This window comes from Streptomyces sp. P9-A4, assembly GCF_036634195.1.
Taxonomy (GTDB): Bacteria; Actinomycetota; Actinomycetes; order Streptomycetales; family Streptomycetaceae; genus Streptomyces.
In genome coordinates this window covers 3,759,346-3,780,082 of record NZ_JAZIFY010000001.1, presented here as the reverse complement: position 1 = coordinate 3,780,082, position 20,737 = coordinate 3,759,346, and the positions used below count along the sequence as shown (strand labels likewise).

16 protein-coding genes are annotated in these 20,737 nt (G+C 69.1%); 9 read left to right on the top strand and 7 right to left on the bottom strand.

The window, feature by feature from the left end; genetic code table 11:
• Nucleotides 1–85 precede the first annotated feature (85 nt).
• Nucleotides 86–1,423: an MATE family efflux transporter gene (locus V4Y03_RS16855; RefSeq protein WP_332435449.1), complete on the top strand. Its 1,338-nt coding sequence runs from the start codon at nucleotides 86–88 to the stop codon at nucleotides 1,421–1,423.
• Nucleotides 1,424–1,554: 131 nt separating this feature from the next.
• On the opposite strand, the gene rplI is transcribed toward V4Y03_RS16855, so the two are convergent.
• The 4 genes from rplI to rpsF form a co-directional block, all read right to left on the bottom strand.
• Nucleotides 1,555–2,001: a 50S ribosomal protein L9 gene (gene rplI / locus V4Y03_RS16850; RefSeq protein WP_056565090.1), complete on the bottom strand. Its 447-nt coding sequence runs from the start codon at nucleotides 1,999–2,001 to the stop codon at nucleotides 1,555–1,557.
• A gap of 18 nt (nucleotides 2,002–2,019) precedes the next feature.
• Nucleotides 2,020–2,256 (bottom strand): 30S ribosomal protein S18, encoded by a 237-nt coding sequence (gene rpsR, locus V4Y03_RS16845; RefSeq protein ID WP_003956534.1) that lies wholly within the window; start codon nucleotides 2,254–2,256, stop codon nucleotides 2,020–2,022.
• Nucleotides 2,257–2,314: 58 nt separating this feature from the next.
• Nucleotides 2,315–2,917, bottom strand: coding sequence for a single-stranded DNA-binding protein (locus tag V4Y03_RS16840; protein ID WP_317875333.1), 603 nt, complete (start codon nucleotides 2,915–2,917; stop codon nucleotides 2,315–2,317).
• Nucleotides 2,918–2,991: 74 nt separating this feature from the next.
• Entirely contained in the window at nucleotides 2,992–3,282 is a 291-nt protein-coding gene (gene rpsF, locus V4Y03_RS16835; protein ID WP_015034882.1) for a 30S ribosomal protein S6, read from the bottom strand.
• 285 nt (nucleotides 3,283–3,567) lie between these two features.
• Here rpsF and V4Y03_RS16830 point away from each other — a divergent pair, with 285 nt between their 5' ends.
• The 3 genes from V4Y03_RS16830 (at nucleotide 3,568) to V4Y03_RS16820 (ending at nucleotide 6,254) form a co-directional block, all read left to right on the top strand.
• Entirely contained in the window at nucleotides 3,568–3,882 is a 315-nt protein-coding gene (locus tag V4Y03_RS16830; protein ID WP_073908773.1) for a hypothetical protein, read from the top strand.
• A gap of 118 nt (nucleotides 3,883–4,000) precedes the next feature.
• Nucleotides 4,001–5,119, top strand: a complete 1,119-nt coding sequence (locus V4Y03_RS16825; protein WP_317875334.1) for a lipid II:glycine glycyltransferase FemX — start codon at nucleotides 4,001–4,003, stop codon at nucleotides 5,117–5,119.
• A 103-nt stretch (nucleotides 5,120–5,222) separates the two neighbouring features.
• Nucleotides 5,223–6,254, top strand: coding sequence for an alanine racemase (locus V4Y03_RS16820; protein ID WP_317875335.1), 1,032 nt, complete (start codon nucleotides 5,223–5,225; stop codon nucleotides 6,252–6,254).
• Between the two features lie 15 nt (nucleotides 6,255–6,269).
• On the opposite strand, the gene V4Y03_RS16815 is transcribed toward V4Y03_RS16820, so the two are convergent.
• Together V4Y03_RS16815 and V4Y03_RS16810 are read right to left on the bottom strand one after the other, a co-directional pair.
• Complete coding sequence (locus tag V4Y03_RS16815) at nucleotides 6,270–7,787, bottom strand: glycosyltransferase family 87 protein (protein ID WP_317875336.1); 1,518 nt, start codon at nucleotides 7,785–7,787, stop codon at nucleotides 6,270–6,272.
• 116 nt (nucleotides 7,788–7,903) lie between these two features.
• A complete protein-coding gene (locus tag V4Y03_RS16810) occupies nucleotides 7,904–10,657 on the bottom strand; it encodes a transglycosylase domain-containing protein (RefSeq protein ID WP_332435448.1) in 2,754 nt (917 codons plus the stop codon).
• 372 nt (nucleotides 10,658–11,029) lie between these two features.
• On the opposite strand from V4Y03_RS16810, the gene V4Y03_RS16805 reads away from it, so the two are divergent.
• The 3 genes from V4Y03_RS16805 to V4Y03_RS16795 all read left to right on the top strand — a co-directional run bounded on the left by V4Y03_RS16805 (nucleotide 11,030) and on the right by V4Y03_RS16795 (nucleotide 14,181).
• On the top strand, nucleotides 11,030–11,710 hold the full coding sequence (locus V4Y03_RS16805) for a PadR family transcriptional regulator (RefSeq protein ID WP_317873336.1): 681 nt from the start codon (nucleotides 11,030–11,032) through the stop codon (nucleotides 11,708–11,710).
• Nucleotides 11,711–11,759: 49 nt separating this feature from the next.
• Nucleotides 11,760–12,842: an inositol-3-phosphate synthase gene (locus V4Y03_RS16800; protein ID WP_317873335.1), complete on the top strand. Its 1,083-nt coding sequence runs from the start codon at nucleotides 11,760–11,762 to the stop codon at nucleotides 12,840–12,842.
• A 76-nt stretch (nucleotides 12,843–12,918) separates the two neighbouring features.
• Entirely contained in the window at nucleotides 12,919–14,181 is a 1,263-nt protein-coding gene (locus V4Y03_RS16795; protein ID WP_332435447.1) for an MFS transporter, read from the top strand.
• 116 nt (nucleotides 14,182–14,297) lie between these two features.
• Here V4Y03_RS16795 and V4Y03_RS16790 read toward each other — a convergent pair whose 3' ends face one another.
• On the bottom strand, nucleotides 14,298–15,764 hold the full coding sequence (locus V4Y03_RS16790) for a CCA tRNA nucleotidyltransferase (RefSeq protein WP_332435446.1): 1,467 nt from the start codon (nucleotides 15,762–15,764) through the stop codon (nucleotides 14,298–14,300).
• Nucleotides 15,765–15,976: 212 nt separating this feature from the next.
• Between V4Y03_RS16790 and V4Y03_RS16785 the strand changes: the two genes are divergently transcribed.
• On the top strand, nucleotides 15,977–18,376 hold the full coding sequence (locus tag V4Y03_RS16785; RefSeq protein ID WP_332435445.1) for a DUF6049 family protein: 2,400 nt from the start codon (nucleotides 15,977–15,979) through the stop codon (nucleotides 18,374–18,376).
• Nucleotides 18,377–18,421: 45 nt separating this feature from the next.
• Nucleotides 18,422–20,668, top strand: a complete 2,247-nt coding sequence (gene murJ / locus V4Y03_RS16780) for a murein biosynthesis integral membrane protein MurJ (protein WP_332435444.1) — start codon at nucleotides 18,422–18,424, stop codon at nucleotides 20,666–20,668.
• The last annotated feature ends 69 nt before the right edge of the window (nucleotides 20,669–20,737 follow it).

Genomic DNA, 20,737 nt, shown 5'->3' with positions numbered 1-20,737 from the left:
CCCACACCCGAAGCCCATTACCCTCCACAAGTAAGGGCTGCACACACATTGCATCTCTTACCTGTGGAAGATTAGATTGACCCCCATGACCCAGGCCCCCGCGACCTCCAAGGCCACCCGCCGACAGCACGACCGCGAGATCGTCTCCCTCGCCCTGCCGGCGTTCGGTGCTCTCGTCGCCGAGCCTCTCTTCCTCATGGTCGACAGTGCCATCGTCGGCCACCTCGGCACGCCGCAACTCGCGGGTCTCGCGATCGCCGCCGCCCTGTTGTCCACCGCCGTCAGCGTCTTCGTCTTCCTCGCCTACGCCACCACCGCCGCCGTCTCCCGGCGCGTCGGCGCGGGCGATCTCCCCGCGGCCATCCGACAGGGCATGGACGGCATCTGGCTCGCGCTCCTCCTCGGCGCCGCCGTCGTCGCACTGACCCTGCCCACCTCGCCCTGGCTGGTCGACCTCTTCGGGGCCTCCGACACCGCTTCCCCCCATGCGATCACCTACCTCCGGATCTCCAGCCTCGGCATCCCCGCGATGCTGGTGGTCCTGGCCGCCACCGGCGTCCTGCGCGGCCTCCAGAACACCCGTACACCGCTCTACGTGGCCATCGCCGGCTTCGCGGCCAACGGCGCCCTCAACATCGGACTCGTCTATGGGGCGGGCCTCGGCATCGCCGGATCGGCCTGGGGCACGGTCATCGCCCAGTACGGCATGGCCGCCGCCTACCTCGTCGTGGTCGTACGCGGCGCCCGGCGCCACGGAGCCTCGCTCCGCCCCGACCCGGCCGGCATCCGCGCCTCCGCACAGGCCGGTGTCCCGCTCCTCGTCCGTACGCTCTCGCTCCGCGCGGTCCTGATGATCGCCACGGCGGTCGCCGCCCGGATGGGCGACACGGAGGTCGCGGCCCACCAGATCATTCTGTCCCTGTGGAGCCTGATGGCCTTCGCGCTCGATGCGATCGCCATCGCGGGCCAGGCCATCATCGGGCGCTACCTCGGCGCCGACGACGCCTTCGGCGCCCGCCAGGTCTGCCGCCGGATGGTCCAGTGGGGCGTGGTCTCGGGAGTGGTGCTCGGCGCTCTGCTCATCGTCGCCCGTCCGCTGTTCGTCCCGCTCTTCACCGGCGACACCACCGTCCAGGACACCCTGCTCCCTGCCCTGCTCGTGGTCGCGGTCTCACAGCCGATCTCCGGGGTCGTCTTCGTCCTCGACGGCGTCCTGATGGGGGCGGGCGACGGCCCTTACCTGGCCTGGGCGATGCTGCTGACCCTGGCGGTCTTCGCCCCGGTCGCCCTCCTGATACCGGTGCTCGGTGGCGGGCTGACCGCGCTCTGGTGGGCGATGACGCTGATGATGACCGTCCGGATGGCCACCCTATGGCTGCGCTCCCGCTCGGGCCGCTGGATCGTCACGGGCGCCACCCGCTGAATGTTTCACGTGAAACAGGGCGTTTCACGTGAAACAGCGCCGCCCGAAACAGGGCGAACAACAGCGGAAGGGCCGCACCCCGAGGGGTGCGGCCCTTCCTCACTGCTGAGCACAGACTGCCAGGGGCAGCGTTACGCGGCGACGATCTCGACGCCGAGCTTCGCGGCCACGTCGGCGTGCAGACGCACGGAGACCTGGTGCGAGCCAAGGGTCTTGATCGGCGAACCGAGCTCGACGCGACGCTTGTCGACGTCGGGGCCACCCGCGGACTTGATCGCCGAGGCGATGTCGGCCGGGGTCACGGAGCCGAAGAGACGGCCGGCGTCGCCGGAGCGAACGGCCAGGCGCACCTTCGTACCCTCGAGCTGGGCCTTGATCTCGTTGGCCTGCTCGATGGTCGCGATCTCGTGGATCTTGCGGGCGCGGCGGATCTGCGCCACGTCCTTCTCGCCACCCTTGGTCCAGCGGATCGCGAAACCACGCGGGACCAGGTAGTTGCGAGCGTAGCCGTCCTTGACGTCGACGACGTCGCCAGCGGCACCGAGGCCAGAAACCTCGTGGGTCAGGATGATCTTCATTGGTCGGTCACCCTTTCCTTATCGCGCGGTGGACGTGTAGGGCAGCAGCGCCATCTCACGGCTGTTCTTGACGGCCGTGGCGACGTCACGCTGGTGCTGCGTGCAGTTGCCGGTCACGCGGCGGGCACGGATCTTGCCGCGGTCGGAAATGAACTTCCGCAGCATGTTCGTGTCCTTGTAGTCCACGTACACGGTCTTGTCCTTGCAGAACGCGCAGACCTTCTTCTTAGGCTTGCGCACAGGCGGCTTCGCCATGGTGTTTCTCCTGTGTGATCAAGAAGTGGGGATACGAGCTGCTTCGAGGGCTCGCGCCCTAGAAGGGGGGCTCGTCCGAGTAGCCGCCGCCGCTGGAGTTTCCACCCCAGCCGCCTCCGCCGCCCTGCTGCTGGCCGCCGCCGGAGGAGGAGGAACCGCCGGTCGCCCACGGGTCGTCGGCGGGAGCACCGCCACCACCCTGCTGGCCACCGCCGGAGTTTCCACCCCAGCTGCCACCGCCGCCGGCCTGCTGGCCGCCGCCGCCACCGCCGCCGTAACCGCCCTGGCCGCCTCGACCGGTGGTCTTGGTGACCTTGGCCGTGGCGTTCTTGAGGCTGGGGCCGACTTCCTCGACGTCCAGCTCGTAGACCGTGCGCTTGACGCCCTCACGGTCCTCGTAGGACCGCTGCTTCAGCCGGCCCTGCACGACGACGCGCATGCCTCGCTGAAGCGACTCGGCGACGTTCTCCGCCGCCTGACGCCAGACCGAGCAGGTGAGGAAGAGGCTTTCGCCGTCCTTCCACTCATTGGTCTGACGGTCGAAGGTGCGGGGAGTGGACGCGATACGGAACTTCGCGACCGCCGCACCGGACGGGGTGAAGCGCAGCTCGGGGTCGTCGACAAGATTGCCGACGACCGTGATGACGGTCTCGCCTGCCATGGGGGTACCTCTCGGCGGGATTGCTTCTGGCTGCTTTGCTGCTACTCGAACCCGATGACCACTGAGCTAGAAGCTCAGTGGGTCTCGGGACGGAGGACCTTGGTCCGGAGGACCGACTCGTTCAGGTTGAGCTGTCGGTCGAGCTCCTTGACGACCGCAGGCTCGGCCTGCAGGTCGATGACCGAGTAGATGCCCTCGGGCTTCTTCTTGATCTCGTAGGCGAGACGACGACGGCCCCAGGTGTCGACCTTCTCGACCTTTCCGTTGCCCTCACGGACGACGGAAAGGAAGTTCTCGATCAGCGGGGAGACAGCGCGCTCCTCGAGATCGGGGTCGAGGATGACCATCACTTCGTAGTGACGCATGTGGAACCCACCTCCTTTGGACTCAGCGGCCACGGTCGTTCCGTGGCAGGAGGGTCGTGATGCGTTAGCAACGGTAGCCGCCACCGCGGACAGTCCCCCTCGGCGAACGAGGGGCACCGCCGGGATCCAGTACGGACCAGGGCAGACACCGGTGCAGACCGTACAGAGTACCTGCACATCGGCCTGCGGTTGAAATTCTCCGGTGAGGGGACGCAATCTGTACACAACGGATGTCGGCGGCGCTACGATGCGCCGCCTTCCGGCAGCTACGCCAGGAGGTGCCCCATGGCACAGGCAATGCGACCCGACCCCGGCCACTCCCTCTTCGCCACCGACGGCAAACCGCACCCCATCCAGGACGCCCTGGTCGGGGTGACCCTGGTCCTCGGTGTGATCGCCTTCGTCACCGCGCAGTTCCACAACCTGCACCTGCTGAGTTCCTGGACAGGCCTCATCGGCATCCTGACCGGCGCCTACGGACAGTTCATCTCCGTGACGACACGCGAGCGCTTCCTGCTGATCCTCGGACTCGGCGCCTCGGCGTTCGGCTTCTACCTCGGCATGGCGCACGGCGGGCTCTTCGGCGGTGTCATCAGCTGAGCCGGGCGGCACGTCAGGGCGTACGTGCCCATTCGGGGCGCTCCCGGTCACAGTAGGCTTCGGCGCGAGAGCCGGAGCCCCTGACCGATGGGGACACACCTGCCGAGGAGCGCCCCGCATGAGCCTGACCCTGAGGACCATCAGCCGCGAGCAGCATCTGGGTTTCATCCAGAGCCAGCCCGCAGCGAGCCACTGCCAGGTCCCGGCGTGGGCTGATGTGAAGACGGAGTGGCGCTCGGAGAACCTCGGCTGGTTCGACAGGACCGGCGAGCTCGTCGGTGTCGGTCTGGTGCTCTACCGCCAGCTCCCGAAGATCAAGCGCTACCTCGCCTATCTGCCCGAGGGCCCGGTCATCAACTGGCACGCGCCCAACCTCGACGACTGGCTTCAGCCGATGCTGGCGCACCTCAAGCAGCAGGGCGCCTTCTCGGTGAAGATGGGCCCGCCGGTCGTCATCCGCCGCTGGGACTCGGCCGCCATCAAGTCCGGCATCCAGGACCCGGACGTCAAGCGCCTCAAGGACGTCGAGGCCAGCCACATCGAGCCGCGCGCCTTCGAAGTGGCCGACCGGCTGCGGAAGATGGGCTGGCAGCAGGCCGAGGACGGCGGCGCCGGCTTCGGTGACGTACAGCCCCGCTACGTCTTCCAGGTGCCGCTGGCGAACCGTTCGCTCGACGATGTCCTCAAGGGCTTCAACCAGCTGTGGCGCCGCAACATCAAAAAGGCCGAGAAGGCCGGTGTCGAGGTCGTCCAGGGCGGCTACGAGGACCTGGCCGAGTGGCAGCGGCTGTACGAGATCACGGCTGTCCGTGACCACTTCCGGCCGCGCCCTCTCTCGTACTTCCAGCGCATGTGGACCGTCCTCAACTCCGAGGACCCCAACCGCATGCGGCTGTACTTCGCGCGTCACAACGGCGTGAACCTCTCCGCGGCGACGATGCTCGTCGTCGGTGGGCACGTCTGGTACTCCTACGGCGCCTCCGACAACATCGGCCGTGAGGTCCGGCCCTCGAACGCGATGCAGTGGCGGATGCTGCGCGACGCGTACGCGATGGGTGCGACCGTCTACGACCTGCGCGGCATCTCCGACTCGCTCGACGAGACCGACCATCTCTTCGGGCTCATCCAGTTCAAGGTGGGCACCGGCGGCGAGGCCGTCGAGTACGTCGGCGAGTGGGACTTCCCGCTGAACAAGCTGCTGCACAAGGCACTCGACATCTACATGTCGCGCCGCTGATCCACGACGTCGCGCCGCCGCCCCATGGCGTACCGCTGACGTTTCCGTAGTCTCGTACATACCTTTGACACACCGCTGCCATCAGAAAGGTTCCGGGCCGGCCATGGCGCTCTCCCTCTACGTCGACACCGCTCGCTGGCGCGCGCACCAGAAGACCGTCATCGACCAGTTCCCCGGTGTGATCCCGGTCTGCAAGGGCAACGGATACGGCTTCGGCCATGAACGCCTCGCGGACGAGGCGGCCCGGTTCGGCGCCGACATGCTCGCCGTGGGCACCACGTACGAGGCCGCGCGGATCAAGGACTGGTTCGGCGGCGACCTGCTGGTCCTCACCCCCTTCCGCCGCGGTGAGGAACCGGTTCCGCTGCCCGACCGGGTGATCCGCTCCGTGTCGTCGGTGGACGGCGTCCACGCCCTGGTGGGCGCCCGGGTCGTCATCGAGTGCATGAGCTCGATGAAGCGGCACGGTGTCCGCGAGGAGGAGCTCCAGCAGCTCCACGCCGCCATCGAGGACGTACGCCTGGAGGGCTTCGCGCTGCACCTCCCGCTGGACCGCCCGGACGGCACCGACGCCGTCGAGGAGGTCATCGGCTGGATGGACCGGCTGCGGGCCGCCCGGCTGCCGCTGCACACCATGTTCGTGAGCCATCTGCGGGCCCAGGAGCAGGCCCGGCTCCAGCAGCAGTTCCCGCAGACCCGCTTCCGGGCCCGGATCGGCACCCGGCTGTGGCTGGGCGACCACGAGGCCACCGAGTACCGGGGCGCGGTCCTCGACGTGACCCGGGTCGCCAAGGGCGACCGGTTCGGCTACCGCCAGCAGAAGGCCGCGTCGGACGGCTGGCTGGTCGTCGTCGCCGGCGGCACCTCGCACGGCGTGGGCCTGGAGGCCCCCAAGGCGATGCACGGCGTCATGCCGCGCGCCAAGGGCGTCGCACGGGCGGGGCTCGCCACCGTCAACCGGAACCTGTCGCCGTTCGTCTGGGCCGGGAAGCAGCGCTGGTTCGCCGAGCCGCCGCACATGCAGGTGTCGATCCTGTTCGTGCCGGCCGATGCCCAGGAGCCGCGGGTCGGCGACGAGCTCGTGGCGCATCTGCGCCACACCACGACACAGTTCGACCGGCTCGTGGAGCGCTGAGCCGGCCGGTACCGCTCACCCCCGGGGACTCTGTTCCCCGGGGGTTCCCCATTCCACCAGCAGGCCCTCGTCCGCGGCGGGGGCCGCGTGCCGGGCCGGATGGGCCGCCCGGCCGGCGACGAACACGTCCTCCGCGCCGTCCAGGACGCCCCCCGAGGGGTCGTCGGCGCCGTCCTGCCGGACCGGGTCCGTCTCGGGCGTCAGGATGTCGCGTACGACCATCACGCACAGGTACAGCGTGCCGAGCAGGTGCAGGACGATCGCGAACTGATAGCCGTCCACCGGCAGGCCCTGCTTGGCGACGCCGCTGTTCGTGAACGCCAGGTACATCCAGACGCCCACGAAGTACATGACCTCGCACGTCTGCCAGACCAGGAAGTCGCGCCAGCGCGGCCGGGCGAGCGCCGCCAGCGGGACCAGCCACAGGACGTACTGCGGTGAGTAGACCTTGTTGGTCAGTACGAACGCCGCGACGATCAGGAAGGCCAGCTGGACGAAGCGGGGCCTGCGGGGCGCCGTGAACGCCAGGTAGGCGAGGCCCGCCACGGCCACCAGCATCAGCAGCAGCGCGTACAGGTTGGCCCGGTCCGGCGGGATCGAGTCGCCCGTCCGCTGGCTGATCAGCAGCCAGACCGAGCCGAAGTCGACGTTCCGGTCCCGGCTGAAGAGGTAGAACTGCTTCCAGCCCTCGGGGGCCATCAGCATCACGGGCAGGTTGACCACCAGCCAGGCACCGGCCGCGCCGAGCACCGCGGTCCCGAACTCCCGCCACTTCCCGGCCCGCCAGCAGAGCATCAGCAGCGGGCAGAGAAGCAGTATCGGGTAGAACTTGGCGGCGGTGGCCAGACCGAGCAGGACGCCGAAGGCCAGCGGCCGTTCCCTCGACCACATCAGGACGGCGGCGGCGGTCAGCGCGACGGCCAGCAGGTCCCAGTTGATGGTGGCCGTCAGCGCGATCGAGGGCGCCAGGGCGACGAGCAGCCCGTCCCACGGGCGCAGCCGGTGCGTACGGGCCACACAGACCGCGAGAACGGCCGCGCAGGCCATCAGCATGCCCGCGTTGGCCAGCCAGAAGGCCTGCTCCTGCTCCCGCATGGCCCCGCCGCCCGGCGTCAGCCAGGCCGCGACCTCCATGAAGAGGCCGGTGAGGACGGGGTACTCCAGGAACGGTATGTCGCCGCCCAGCCGGTCGAAGTACGGCACGAGGCCCGCCGCGAAGCCGCGCCCCTCGTAGAGGTGCGGGATGTCCGAGTAGCAGGCGTGGGTGTACTGGGAGGTGATGCCCTCGAACCACGCCCAGTTGTAGCAGGGCAGCTTCTGCACCATCCCGAGGGCGAACATGCCGATGGCCACGAGGGCGATCACCCGCACCGGCGTCAGCTGCCCGGTGCCGAACGACGCCCGGCGGCCGTAGGGGCCGCCGATCAGTTCGCTGCCCGCGGCGGCCACCTTGTCCCGGTGGGTGGGGATGACCGTCTGCGAGCGGCCCTGTGGCCGGTCCTGCGGCGCGCTCGTCTTCTGGAGGCTCGGCATGGGGGACATCCTGCCGTACGTCTCCGGGAAAGCGGCGAGGGCCGCCGCTGCCGGCTCCGTACGGAAGGTACGGAGCGGCCGCGGCGGCCCTCACGGGAGTGCGCGGGCGGGCTGGATCAGGGAATCCAGGCCCCGCCGCCTCCGGGTTTGCCGTTCCCGCCTCCGGGGTTGCCGTCCGTCGGTGTATCGGTCGGCGTCGGTGTGTCGGTCGCGGGTGGCGTGGTGGTGGGCTGCCCCGTGTTGCCGCCGGGGTTGCCGGGGTTGCTGCAGTTCCAGTCCCAGATGTCGCAGGTCGTCTTGCCCGGCTTCGGCGTCCGCGAGACCGGGGGAGTGGTCGTCGCGGTGGCCGGGGGAGTCGTCGGCGGCGTCGTGGTCGCGGTGGGAGTCGGCGTGGCCGTCGGGCTCGGGGTCGGGCTGGTGGCGCCACCGCCGAAGACGGGCTCCGCGTTCTCCAGGTCGAGCGGCTTGGGGAACTCCACGAGCGGCATGCCTTCCACGGCAGTCGTCATGTAGTCCTTCCAGATCCGCGACGGGAACGAGGAACCGTGGATGCGCGGCTGGGCACCCGTGCCGTACATCTCCTGGAACTCGCGGTTCTTCTTCGTCTCGTCGTCGTCGAAGCGGTACATGTCGATGGCGGTCGACAGCTGCGCGGTGTAGCCCACGAACCAGGCCGACTTGTTGCCGTCGGTCGTACCGGTCTTGCCGGCCACGTCACGGCCCGGGATGGCGGCCTTGCGACCGGTTCCCTTCGGGTTCTCCACGACGTCGCGGAGGACGTCCGTGACGTTGCTGGCGATGGCCGGCGAGAAGGCCGACTTGCCCGCCGCCTCGTGCTTGTAGATCGTCTTGCCGCCCTTGACCACCTTGTTCACCGAGAACGGCTCGTTCTGCTCACCGTTGTTGGCGAAGGTCGCGTACGCGCCCGCCATCCGGATCGCGCTCGGGCTGGAGATACCGAGCGAGAACGAGGGCACCTCGCCCTGGACGAGCGATTCCTTGCGCAGACCGGCGGAGACGGCGGCCTCACGGACCTTGTCGATGCCGATGTCCATGCCCAGCTGCACGAACGGCGAGTTCGCCGAGCGGATCATGGCCTCGCGGAGGGTCATGTTGCCGTAGCTCGCGCCGTCGTCATTGGTCTGGCGCCACTCCTCGCCCTTCTCGTTCTCCCAGATCTCGCCGTCGTACCTGCGGATCTTCAGCCCGTCCTTGCCGGAGTAGCGGCTCTTGTCCGGGTCGACGATCGTGCGCGAGGTCTCGCCCTGCTCCGGCCCCAACTTGCTGTCCCGCACGCCGTACTTCATGGCGGCGGCCAGGACGAAGGGCTTGAAGGTCGAGCCCACCTGGGCACCGGTCGGGTCGGCGTTGTTGGTGAAGTGCTTGGTGGCGTCGACACCGCCGTAGATCGCGACGATCGCGCCCGTCTGCGCGTTCACCGAGGCGCCGCCGAACTGGACGTTGGTGTCCTCCTTCGGCCGCTTCTTCGGGTCGATGTACTCCTTGAGGATCTTGTTGACCGACTTCTCCAGCGCCTGCACCTTCGGCTTCTGGAAGGTGGTGTGGATCTCGTAGCCACCGCGCTCGAGTTCCTTGGCGCCGATGCCCTCGGTGTTCTTGTTGATGAAGTTCGCCTTGGCCGTGCTGACGAGATAGCCGATCTGGCCGGTCAGCTGGGCGTCCTGCTTGCGCTTCTGGACCTTCGGGAAGGTCGTGTACTTGGCGCGCTCCTCGGCGGTGATCTTCTTGTCGTTGACCATCTCGTCGAGGATCCACTTCCACCGCTTGGTGGCGCGGTCGAGGTTCTTCTCGGGCGTGGCCTCGGGGTCGATCTCCGGGTAGCCGCCCGGGTCGTAGTACGTCGCGCCCTTCAGCACCGCGGCGAGCAGCGCCGACTCACTGGCGTTGAGGTACCTGGCGTCCTTGTCGAAGTACGCGCGCGCGGCGGCCTGGATCCCGTAGGCACCGCGCCCGTAGTACGCGGTGTTCAGGTAGCCGGCCATGATCGTCGACTTCTCGTTCTCATTGCCGACCTTCATGGAGATGAAGAGTTCCTTCACCTTCCGGGTCACGGTCTGCGACTGGTCGTTGAGCCGGTTGTTCTTCACGTACTGCTGGGTGATGGTCGAACCACCCTGGGTCTCGCCGCCCTTGGCCATGTTCCACACGGCGCGGCCGATGCCCATCGGGTCGATGCCGGAGTCGTCCCAGAACGTCTTGTTCTCGGCCGAGACCACGGCCTCCTGCATGACCTTCGGGATCTGCTCGATGCCGACGATCTGGCGGTTGGCGCCACTGCCGGTCGCGACCATGCGCGAGCCGTCGGCCCAGTAGTAGATGTTGTTCTGCGAGATCGCGGTCGCGTCCTCCTTCGGGACGACCACGTTGGAGTACGCGAAGACCGCGCCGCCCATCAGGGTCCCGACGAAGACCAGGAACGTACCCGTCACGAGCTTCCACGACGGCATCCAGCGACGCCAGCCGTGCTTGCCGTAGCGCGGGTAGTCGATCATCCGCTTCTTGCCCGGCGGGCGACCGCCGGAGCCCCGCCCCGGGCCACTGCCACGGCCGCCTCCGCCGCCGCCTCGGCGTCCGCCTCCGGGGCCGCCGGGGCCCCCGGGGCCCGCGTCAGCCCCCTTTCGGCGACTGCCGCGCTGGGCGGCCCTGCGGGCCTCCGCGCGGCCCCCGTAGGGGCGCGACTCCTCCCCCGCGGGGGAGGAAGGTCCGTACGAGGCCGAAGGGGCCCTCGTACCGACGTCATGGGCCGGGGCCGACCTGCGGCCCACCGGCTGCTGGGCAGCGCGCCGTGCCTCCGCGCGACCGCCCGTCGGCGGCTGCTGCGGCGGCATTTTGCGACGATGCTCGCTCATCGAACGACTACTCCTCGGGCAGGCGCGTACGCCTGGAAGCGGCAGTTGAGTTCCGGTCCCCCCGAAATGCGCACGGCCGGAACCCCATCGGAGGCCCCTCCGTACCGCAGCCGGTCACCCGCAGCACTGACGCCCCGCGGCATCTCTCGGTTCCCGGTGGTCTGCATGCCGCACAGACTACGCACGGCCAAAACCCACCTTGGGCCGGAGTTCACCCCAAATCAGGCAAGTCGAACGCTGTGAATTAACGATGTGACGCCGGTCACGGCGGTCCCACTTGTCGAGACTGACAGCCCGTTCTATCGTGCTGATGTATCGAGTCGATACATCAGCACGGCATAAGGGTCCCGAAAGCGGAGGAGGAGGCGACGAATGAGCAGACGCTCCGGCATCCTCGAGTTCGCCGTTCTCGGCCTGCTGCGCGAGGCCCCGATGCACGGGTACGAGCTGCGGAAGCGCCTCAACACCTCGCTGGGCGTCTTCCGGGCCTTCAGCTACGGAACGCTGTACCCCTGCCTCAAGACGCTGGTCGCCAACGGCTGGTTGATCGAGGAACCGGGCAGTGCCCCCGAGGAAGCCCTCGCCGCTTCACTCGCAGGGCGCCGAGCGAAGATCGTCTACCGGTTGACGCCGGCAGGTAAGGATCAGTTCGAGGAACTCCTGTCCCACACCGGCCCGGACGCCTGGGAGGACGAGCACTTCGCCGCACGCTTCGCCTTCTTCGGGCAGACCGAGCGCGAGGTGCGGATGCGCGTCCTGGAGGGCCGCCGCAGCCGGCTGGAGGAGCGTCTGGAGAAGATGCGCGCCTCTCTGGCCCGGACCCGCGAGCGCCTCGACGACTACACGCTTGAGCTGCAGCGCCACGGCATGGAATCCGTGGAGCGCGAAGTGCGCTGGCTGAACGAGCTCATCGAGAGCGAGCGAGCGGGGCGGGATCAGCGATCCGGCCCCGACGCCGCCGCTCTGCACGACAACGATTCTGGAGAAACGGGCGGCCTGCCCCGGCACGGGGGCAGTACCCGGCCGGATCCGTCCGACGACACCGCCAAGTGAAACCCTGCGCACAGCAGGGCTTCCACAATCACAACAGGGAGCAACCGGAATGGGTTCGGTTCGCGTAGCCATCGTCGGCGTGGGCAACTGCGCCGCCTCGCTGGTGCAGGGCGTCGAGTACTACAAGGACGCCGACCCGGCGGCCAAGGTGCCCGGCCTGATGCACGTCCAGTTCGGCGACTACCACGTCCGTGACATCGAGTTCGTGGCCGCCTTCGACGTCGACGCGAAGAAGGTCGGCCTCGACCTCTCCGACGCCATCGGCGCCAGCGAGAACAACACCATCAAGATCTGCGACGTCCCGAACAAGGGCGTCACGGTCCAGCGCGGTCACACGCTCGACGGTCTCGGCAAGTACTACCGCCTGACCATCGAGGAGTCCGCCGAGGCGCCGGTCGACATCGTCCAGATCCTCAAGGACCGCCAGGTCGACGTCCTCATCTGCTACCTGCCGGTGGGTTCCGAGGCCGCTGCGAAGTTCTACGCGCAGTGCGCCATCGACGCCAAGGTCGCCTTCGTCAACGCTCTTCCGGTCTTCATCGCCGGCACCAAGGAGTGGGCCGACAAGTTCACCGAGGCGGGCGTCCCGATCGTCGGCGACGACATCAAGTCGCAGGTCGGCGCGACCATCACGCACCGCGTGATGGCCAAGCTGTTCGAGGACCGCGGTGTCCGTCTTGAGCGCACCATGCAGCTCAACGTCGGCGGCAACATGGACTTCAAGAACATGCTGGAGCGCGACCGCCTGGAGTCCAAGAAGATCTCCAAGACCCAGGCCGTCACCTCGCAGATCCCCGACCGTGAGCTGGGCGAGAAGAACGTCCACATCGGTCCGTCGGACTACGTGGCCTGGCTGGACGACCGCAAGTGGGCGTACGTGCGCCTCGAGGGCCGCGCCTTCGGCGACGTTCCGCTGAACCTCGAGTACAAGCTCGAGGTGTGGGACTCCCCGAACTCGGCGGGTGTCATCATCGACGCCCTGCGCGCCGCGAAGATCGCCAAGGACCGCGGCATCGGCGGCCCCATCCTCTCCGCGTCGAGCTACTTCATGAAGAGCCCGCCGGTGCAGTACTTCGACGACGAGGCCCTGGCCAACGTCGAGAAGTTCATCAAGGGTGAGGTCGAGCGCTAAGGCGCCCCACGCTTGTCGATCGAGGGTCCCCGGGCTTACCGCCCGGGGACCCTCTTCGTATGTGAGTCTTGCTGCCATGTCCGTCGTACGTGATCTGCGCGTACTCCTGCGCCTGACGAACTTCCGCCGCCTGCTCGCCGTCCGGCTGCTCTCCCAGTGCGCCGACGGCGTCTACCAGGTGGCCCTGGCCACGTACGTCGTCTTCTCCCCCGAGAAGCAGACCTCCGCCGCGGCGATCGCCTCCGCGATGGCGATCCTGCTGCTCCCGTACTCGCTCGTCGGGCCCTTCGCCGGAGTGCTCCTCGACCGCTGGCAGCGCCGCCAGGTCTTCCTGTACGGCAACCTCCTGCGCGCCCTGCTCGCCTGCGGGACCGCCGTGCTCGTCCTCGCCTCCGTCCCCGACTGGCTCTTCTACGCCTCCGCGCTCTCCGTCACGGCCGTCAACCGCTTCGTCCTCGCGGGACTCTCCGCCTCGCTTCCACGGGTCGTGGACGAGGAACGGCTCGTCTTGGCGAACTCGCTCTCCCCCACCGCCGGCACCCTCGCCGCGACCCTGGGCGGCGGTCTCGCCTTCGGCGTCCAGCTGCTCGCCGACAACTCCAACGCGACCGTGGTGGCCTCCGGCGCCCTGCTCTATCTGGCCGCCGCCCTCGCCTCGCTCCGGATGCCCCGGGAGCTCCTCGGGCCCGATCCGAAGCCCGAGCCGGCGCCCCTCACCTCGGCTCTGGCCTCGACGGCCCGGGGGCTCGCCGCCGGACTGCGGCATCTCTCCGAAAGGCGCCCCGCAGCCCGCGCTCTCGCCGCCGTGACCCTCATGCGCTTCTGCTACGGCGCTCTGTTCGTCACCGTGCTCATGCTCTGCCGCTACGCCTGGAGCTCCACGGAGGCCGAGGGGCTCGGGCTGCTGGGACTCGCCGTGGCCGCGTCGGGCGCCGGATTCTTCGCGGCCGCCGTCATCTCCCCCTGGGCCGTGGGGCGGCTCGGTCCCTTCGGGTGGATGACCGTGTGCGCCGCGACGGCCGCCGTGCTGGAACCGGCGCTCGGCCTGACCTTCGCCCCCACGCCGTTCCTCGTCGCCGCCTTCGTCCTAGGGCTCATCACCCAGGGAGGGAAGATCGCGACGGACACGGTGGTGCAGACCTCGGTGGACGACGCCTACCGAGGACGGGTCTTCGCCCTCTACGACGTGCTGTTCAACGTCGCCTTCGTGAGCGCGGCGGGCGTCGCGGCCCTGATGCTGCCGCCCGATGGCCGGTCCACGCTGCTGATCGTGCTCGTGGCCGTGATCTACGCCGGGATCGCCCTGGGCCTGCGGCGCGGGGAACGCACGGAGGGGTGATGTTTCACGTGAAACACCACCCCTCGTGACCGCCTCACATCCGCCGCTGTTTCACGTGAAACAGCGGGTTCCACGTGAAACGTCGACGCGGCGCCGACCGGCTCGGCACGGCCGGCTCAGCTCTGCTCGGCCCACCACTCCTTGAGCGCGACGACGGCCTGCGCGTGCTCCATCGGGCCGTTCTCCAGCCGGAGCTCCAGCAGGAACTTGTAGGCCTGACCGATGGCCGGCCCGGGGCCGATCCCCAGGATCTCCTGGATCTGGTTGCCGTCGAGGTCGGGCCGGATCGCGTCCAGCTCCTCCTGTTCCTGGAGCTGGCCGATGCGGTCCTCCAGGCCGTCGTAGGCGCGGGAGAGCGCGGTCGCCTTGCGCTTGTTGCGAGTGGTGCAGTCCGACCGGGTCAGCTTGTGGAGGCGCGAGAGCATCGGTCCGGCGTCGCGGACATAGCGCCTCACGGCCGAGTCGGTCCACTCGCCGGTCCCGTAGCCGTGGAAGCGGAGGTGCAGCTCCACGAGGCGCGAGACGTCCTTGATCATCTCGTTGGAGTACTTGAGCGCGGTCATCCGCTTCTTGGTCATCTTCGCGCCCACCACCTCATGGTGGTGGAAGGAGACCCGGCCGTCCTTCTCGAAGCGACGGGTCCGCGGCTTGCCGATGTCGTGGAGCAGCGCGGCAAGGCGAAGGACCAGGTCCGGCCCGTCCTCCTCCAGGTCGATCGCCTGGTCGAGCACGGTCAGCGAGTGCTCGTAGACATCCTTGTGACGGTGATGCTCGTCGCTCTCCAGGCGCAGCGCAGGCAGCTCGGGGATGACGTGCTCGGCGAGCCCGGTCTCGACGAGCAGCCCGAGGCCCTTGCGCGGGTGGGCGGAGAGCAGCAGCTTGTTGAGCTCGTCACGGACGCGCTCCGCGGAGACGATCTCGATCCGGCCGGACATCTCCTTCATCGCGGCGACAACCTCGGGAGCGACCTCGAAGTCCAGCTGCGCGGCGAACCTCGCGGCTCTCATCATCCGCAGCGGGTCGTCGGAGAAGGACTCCTCGGGCGTCCCCGGCGTACGGAGCACACGAGAGGCGAGATCCTCCAGACCGCCGTACGGGTCGACGAACTCCTTCTCCGGAAGGGCTACGGCCATCGCGTTGACGGTGAAGTCACGGCGGACGAGGTCCTGGTCGATGGAATCGCCGTAGGAGACCTCGGGCTTGCGCGAGGTCCGGTCGTACGCCTCCGAGCGGTACGTGGTGACCTCGACCTGGAAGCGCTGGTCGACGTCTCCGACGCGGGCGTCCTTCTGGCAGCCGACCGTTCCGAAGGCGATGCCGACCTCCCACACGGCGTCGGCCCACGGACGGACGATCTTCAGTACGTCCTCGGGGCGGGCGTCGGTGGTGAAGTCGAGGTCGTTGCCGAGCCGGCCGAGCAGGGCGTCGCGTACCGAGCCACCGACCAGCGCGAGGCTGAACCCGGCCTCCTGGAATCGGCGGGCGAGGTCGTCGGCGACGGGGGACACGCGCAGCAGTTCACTGACCGCGCGGCGTTGCACCTGGCTCAGTGCAGTCGGGGTGTCTTCGTTGGCGTTCGGCACAACAGAAAAGGGTACGTGCCCCGGCTCGCGGCGACGTCCTCGTTTTCCGGAGGGCACCGGTCCCCGGACCGGCCGGACCGGACCCGTGGAAGATCGCCTGGAGCAGTCCCCGGCACTTGCTCCCAGCATGCCTCGTTACCATGCCTGGACACAGCAACCGGGAACCATCTCCACCACTGGCATCAGAGACAACGACGAGGACGGGCGAACGCGTGGCCGAGGCGGCAGACATCCAGGGAACCGGTCCCTCACCTGCCCGCCGATGGCTGCGGCGCACGATCACCGTCGCCGTCGGGGCGCCGCTCCTCGCGGGACTGCTCCAGGCCCCTGCGGACGCCTCCCCGGCCTCCGCCGCCGAGGGCAGCGCCGTCTCGAAGACGGTCGATGTGTCGCTCGACACGCTGACCCCGACCGCGCCCACCGAGGGGGACACGGTCACCGTCACCGGGACGGTCACCAACCGGAGCAAGAAGACCGTCACCGACGCGACCGTGGATCTGCGCGTCGGGCCCCGGATGACGAGCCGCAGCGAGATCGAGCAGGTGGCGGGCCGCACGGGCTACCGGAGCGACAGCGACCCCGCCCCCCTCGACGACGCCCCCACCGTCAAGATCCCCCGGCTGGGCGCCGGCCTCAGCGCGGACTTCTCGTTCTCCGTCCCGGTCTCCGATCTCGGACTCGACGACGCCGGTGTGTACCAGCTGGGGGTCTCCCTCACCGGGCAGACCTCGGACCGGCACGACGACCGGGTGCTCGGCATCGAGCGGACGTTCCTGCCGTACCAGCCCGAGGCCACCGAGAAGAAGACCCAGCTCACCTACCTCTGGCCGCTGATCTCCTCCGCCCACGTCTCCGCCGAGACGGCCACGGACGATCAGCAGACCCCCGTCTTCGAGGACGACGTCCTGGCGGCCGAGCTGAAGCCGGGCGGACGCCTCGACCAGCTGGTATCGCTGGGAGGGGACCTCCCGGTCACCTGGGTGCTCGACCCGGACCTGCTGGCCTCCGTCGACGCCATGGCGAACGGCTACCGCGTCAAGGACGGCACCCTGCACGTCCCGGGCAAGAACCAGGCCGTCGCCGAGCAGTGGCTGGACGCGCTGGAGAAGGCGGTCCAGGGGCACAAGGTCGTCGCCCTCCCCTTCGCGGACCCCGACCTCGCGTCCCTGGCCCACCGGGGCAAGGACGTCCCCGGTTCCCTCGGACACCTCCAGTCGGCGACCGCGCTCGCCGGGATGACGGTCGAGACCGTCCTGCACACCCAGGCCTCCACCGACTTCGCATGGCCCGCCGAGGGAGCCGTCGACCCCTCCATCGTGGCCGTGGCGACCTCCGCCGGCGCCGACAAGGTGATCGCCCGCAGCGACAGCGTCCGCGACGACCTCTCCTACACCCCGACGGCGGCCCGCCCCTTCGGCAACGGAAGCACCACGGCCGTGGTCAGCGACGCGCTCCTGTCCACCGCCTTCGAAGGGGACATGATCCGCACGGAGAACTCCACGCTCGCGGTCCAGAAGTTCCTCGCCCAGTCGCTGGCGATCACCATGGAACAGCCGGAGGACCAGCGCAGCATCGTGGTCGCCCCGCAGCGAATGCCGACCGTCGCCCAGGCGCAGACGATGGCGACCGCCCTGAAGGGTCTCTCCGGGCGTCGCTGGACCCAGCCGAGCGACCTCCTCGCCGCCGCCGCGGCCAAGCCCGACCCGGACGCCTCCACCACGGTGCCCAGCAGCTCCCGGTACCCGAAGAAGCTGCGCGACCGGGAACTGCCCGTCCAGGCCTTCCGCGACATGAAGACCACCCGCGACGAGCTGAACGACTTCAAGGTGATCCTGTCCCAGCAGGACCGTGTCGTGGCCCCCTTCGGCAACGCGATCAACCGCGAGATGTCGACCTCGTGGCGGGGGCAGGCCCGAGCCGCCGCGCTCTACCGGATCAACGTCCTGGAGTATCTGCAGACCCTCACCGAGGGGGTCCAGCTGGTCGACAAGTCCGATCTCACACTCTCCGGCCGCAGTGCGACGATCCCTGTGACCGTCCAGAACAAGCTGCTGCAGGACGTCCATCTCGTGCTGCGGCTCACCTCCGGCAACAAGAACCGGCTCCAGGTGAACGGCGACCGGGACGCCGAGCTCCCCGTGAAGATCAACGGCGGGCACAGCCAGTCCGTGAAGTTCAACGCCTCCGCCAGCGTCAACGGCCAGGTGCCGATGACCGCCCAGCTCTACACCGAGGACGGCACGCCGTACGGGCAGCCGATGACGTTCACCGTGAAGGTCTCCGAGATCACCGCCACGGTGATGCTCGTGATCGCCGGTGGAGTGCTGCTCCTGGTCCTGGCCGGCGTACGGATGTACAGCCAGCGCAAGCGGGTGGCCGCCCGGAACGCCGAGGTCGAGGCAGCGGAGGCGGCAGCGGACCCGGAGGCCGACGCGGAGGCCGACGCCGGGACTGAAGACGGGACGAATCCTGAGGCGGATCCCGAGGCGGATCCCGAGGCGGTGACAGGCGAGGCCGACGGGGGTGAACCCGAGCAGCCGAGTGACCCGACACCGGACACCGGGTCCGAAAGCGGCGACCCGTCGAGCCCGGGTGAGAAAGTGGACCGTTGAGCGATGTCGTGGCCGGTCGGCCGGGGACGATGAGGTGGGGTAACCATGAACGCGCCGTACGACGGTGACCGCGGCCAGGGCGCGGGCGGCACCGCGCCGTCCGGTGGGACGCCCGCGGCCCCCTCCGGTCCCGGCCACCCTCCGGTGCCGGCCCCGCAGGAACAGAACCCTTACGCGCAGGACACCTACGCGCAGAACCCGTACGCCCAGAACCAGTACGACCCGAACGCGTACGCCCAGGACCCCTATGTCCAGGACGCCCTCGCCCATGACCCGTACCGGGCCCAGGACCTGTCCGCACAGGACCCGGTGACCGAGGCGCTCTACGACCGCGCCGCGCACCCGCCGCCCCCGCCGGGCACCTATCAGGAGCCCCAGCCGCTCTACCAGCAGCCGGTCGCGCCCCAGCACGCACCCGACCCCCGGGTGTGGGCGCAGACACCGGCGCCGGAGCCCGACGGCACCTCACGGCACCTGCCGTACGGCGATGACGCGCGCACGGTCCAGTTCACCGGCGTCGACGACCTGGTGACCCGGGCCGGCGAGGAGGCCCCCGAACCGGATGCCTTCGCGCACCTCTACCGGGACCAGCAGACGCCCGGCCAGGTGCCCCCGCCCGCCCCGGAGCCGGACCCCATGTCCGCCCCCGCCCCCAAGAAGTCCGGAAGGGCCTCCGGGCTGCTGAAGTCGAGCGCGGTGATGGCGGCCGGCACCCTGGTCTCCCGGCTCACCGGCTTCGTCCGCAGCCTGGTGATCACCGGCGCGCTCGGCGCGGCCCTGCTCGGCGACACCTTCACCATCGCCTACACGCTGCCGACGATGATCTACATCCTGACCGTCGGCGGCGGTCTCAACTCGGTCTTCGTCCCGCAACTCGTCCGCTCGATGAAGAACGACGAGGACGGCGGCGAGGCCTACGCCAACCGCCTGCTCACCCTGGTCATGGTGGCGCTGGGCCTGATCGTGGCACTCGCCGTCTTCGCGGCACCGCTGCTCATCCGGCTGATGTCGAACACCATCGCCGACGACGCCGCGGCCAACAGCGTGGCCGTGACCTTCGCCCGGTACTGCCTGCCCACGATCTTCTTCATGGGCGTGCACGTGGTGATGGGCCAGATCCTCAACGCCCGCGGCAAGTTCGGCGCGATGATGTGGACGCCGGTCCTCAACAACATCGTCATGATCGTCACCTTCGGCCTGTTCATCTGGGTCTACGGCACCTCCGCCGAGTCCCACATGGGCGTGCGGACCATCCCGGACGACGGCATCCGCCTGCTGGGTGTCGGCACCCTCCTCGGACTCGTCGTCCAGGCCCTGGCGATGATCCCGTACCTCCGTGAGACCGGCTTCCGCTTCCGGCCGCGCTTCGACTGGAAGGGTCACGGGCTCGGCAAGACGGTCAAGCTCGCCAAGTGGACCGTGCTCTTCGTCCTCGCCAACCAGGCGGGCGTCCTCGTCGTCACCCAGCTCGCCACGGCCGCCGGTGAGGAGTCCGGGAAGAACGGTGCCGGCTTCCTCGCCTACTCGAACGCCCAGCTGATCTGGGGCATGCCGCAGGCCATCATCACGGTCTCCGTCATGGCCGCGCTGCTGCCCCGCATCTCCCGCGCCGCCCACGACAACGACCCCGGAGCCGTCCGCGACGACATCTCGCAGGGCCTTCGGAACTCGGCCGTCGCGATCGTCCCGGTCTCCTTCGCCTTCCTGGCGCTCGGCGTCCCGATGTGCACCCTGCTGTACGCCTCCAGCGGCGTCGAGGCCGCCCAGGGCATGGGCTTCATCCTGATGGCCTTCGGCCTCGGCCTGATCCCCTACTCCGTCCAGTACGTCGTGCTCCGCGGCTTCTACGCCTACGAGGACACCCGGACGCCCTTCTACAACACGGTCATCGTGGCCGCCGTCAACGCTGCGGCCTCGGCCGTCTGTTACGTCGTCCTGCCCGCACAGTGGGCCGTCGTCGGCATGGCCGCCTCGTACGGGCTCGCCTACGCCGTCGGCGTCGGCATCGCCTGGCGCCGCCTCCGCAACCGGCTGGGCGGCGACCTGGACGGCACCCAGGTGCTGCGGACCTACGCACGCCTCTGCATGGCCTCCGTGCCCGCCGCGATCGTCGCGGGCGGCGTCGGCTTCGGTCTGCTGAAGCTCCTGGGCGAGGGTGCGCTGGGCTCGCTCGTCGCCCTGCTCATCGGCGGAGTCGTACTTCTCGGTGTCTTCTTCGTCGCCGCCAAGCGCATGCGGATCACGGAACTGAACACCCTGGTCGGCATGGTGCGCGGACGCCTGGGACGCTGATCACGCGGCCCCGCACAACCATCGGGGGGAACCGCGTGTCGTGCATAGCGTCCGACTGTGGGCACAATT

Coding starts and splice junctions, on each gene's coding strand:
- V4Y03_RS16855 (WP_332435449.1), top strand. CDS start 86: ATGACCCAGGCCCCCGCGACCTCCAAGGCCACCCGCCGACAGCACGAC.
- rplI (WP_056565090.1), bottom strand. CDS start 2,001: ATGAAGATCATCCTGACCCACGAGGTTTCTGGCCTCGGTGCCGCTGGC.
- rpsR (WP_003956534.1), bottom strand. CDS start 2,256: ATGGCGAAGCCGCCTGTGCGCAAGCCTAAGAAGAAGGTCTGCGCGTTC.
- V4Y03_RS16840 (WP_317875333.1), bottom strand. CDS start 2,917: ATGGCAGGCGAGACCGTCATCACGGTCGTCGGCAATCTTGTCGACGAC.
- rpsF (WP_015034882.1), bottom strand. CDS start 3,282: ATGCGTCACTACGAAGTGATGGTCATCCTCGACCCCGATCTCGAGGAG.
- V4Y03_RS16830 (WP_073908773.1), top strand. CDS start 3,568: ATGGCACAGGCAATGCGACCCGACCCCGGCCACTCCCTCTTCGCCACC.
- V4Y03_RS16825 (WP_317875334.1), top strand. CDS start 4,001: ATGAGCCTGACCCTGAGGACCATCAGCCGCGAGCAGCATCTGGGTTTC.
- V4Y03_RS16820 (WP_317875335.1), top strand. CDS start 5,223: ATGGCGCTCTCCCTCTACGTCGACACCGCTCGCTGGCGCGCGCACCAG.
- V4Y03_RS16815 (WP_317875336.1), bottom strand. CDS start 7,787: ATGCCGAGCCTCCAGAAGACGAGCGCGCCGCAGGACCGGCCACAGGGC.
- V4Y03_RS16810 (WP_332435448.1), bottom strand. CDS start 10,657: ATGAGCGAGCATCGTCGCAAAATGCCGCCGCAGCAGCCGCCGACGGGC.
- V4Y03_RS16805 (WP_317873336.1), top strand. CDS start 11,030: ATGAGCAGACGCTCCGGCATCCTCGAGTTCGCCGTTCTCGGCCTGCTG.
- V4Y03_RS16800 (WP_317873335.1), top strand. CDS start 11,760: ATGGGTTCGGTTCGCGTAGCCATCGTCGGCGTGGGCAACTGCGCCGCC.
- V4Y03_RS16795 (WP_332435447.1), top strand. CDS start 12,919: ATGTCCGTCGTACGTGATCTGCGCGTACTCCTGCGCCTGACGAACTTC.
- murJ (WP_332435444.1), top strand. CDS start 18,422: ATGAACGCGCCGTACGACGGTGACCGCGGCCAGGGCGCGGGCGGCACC.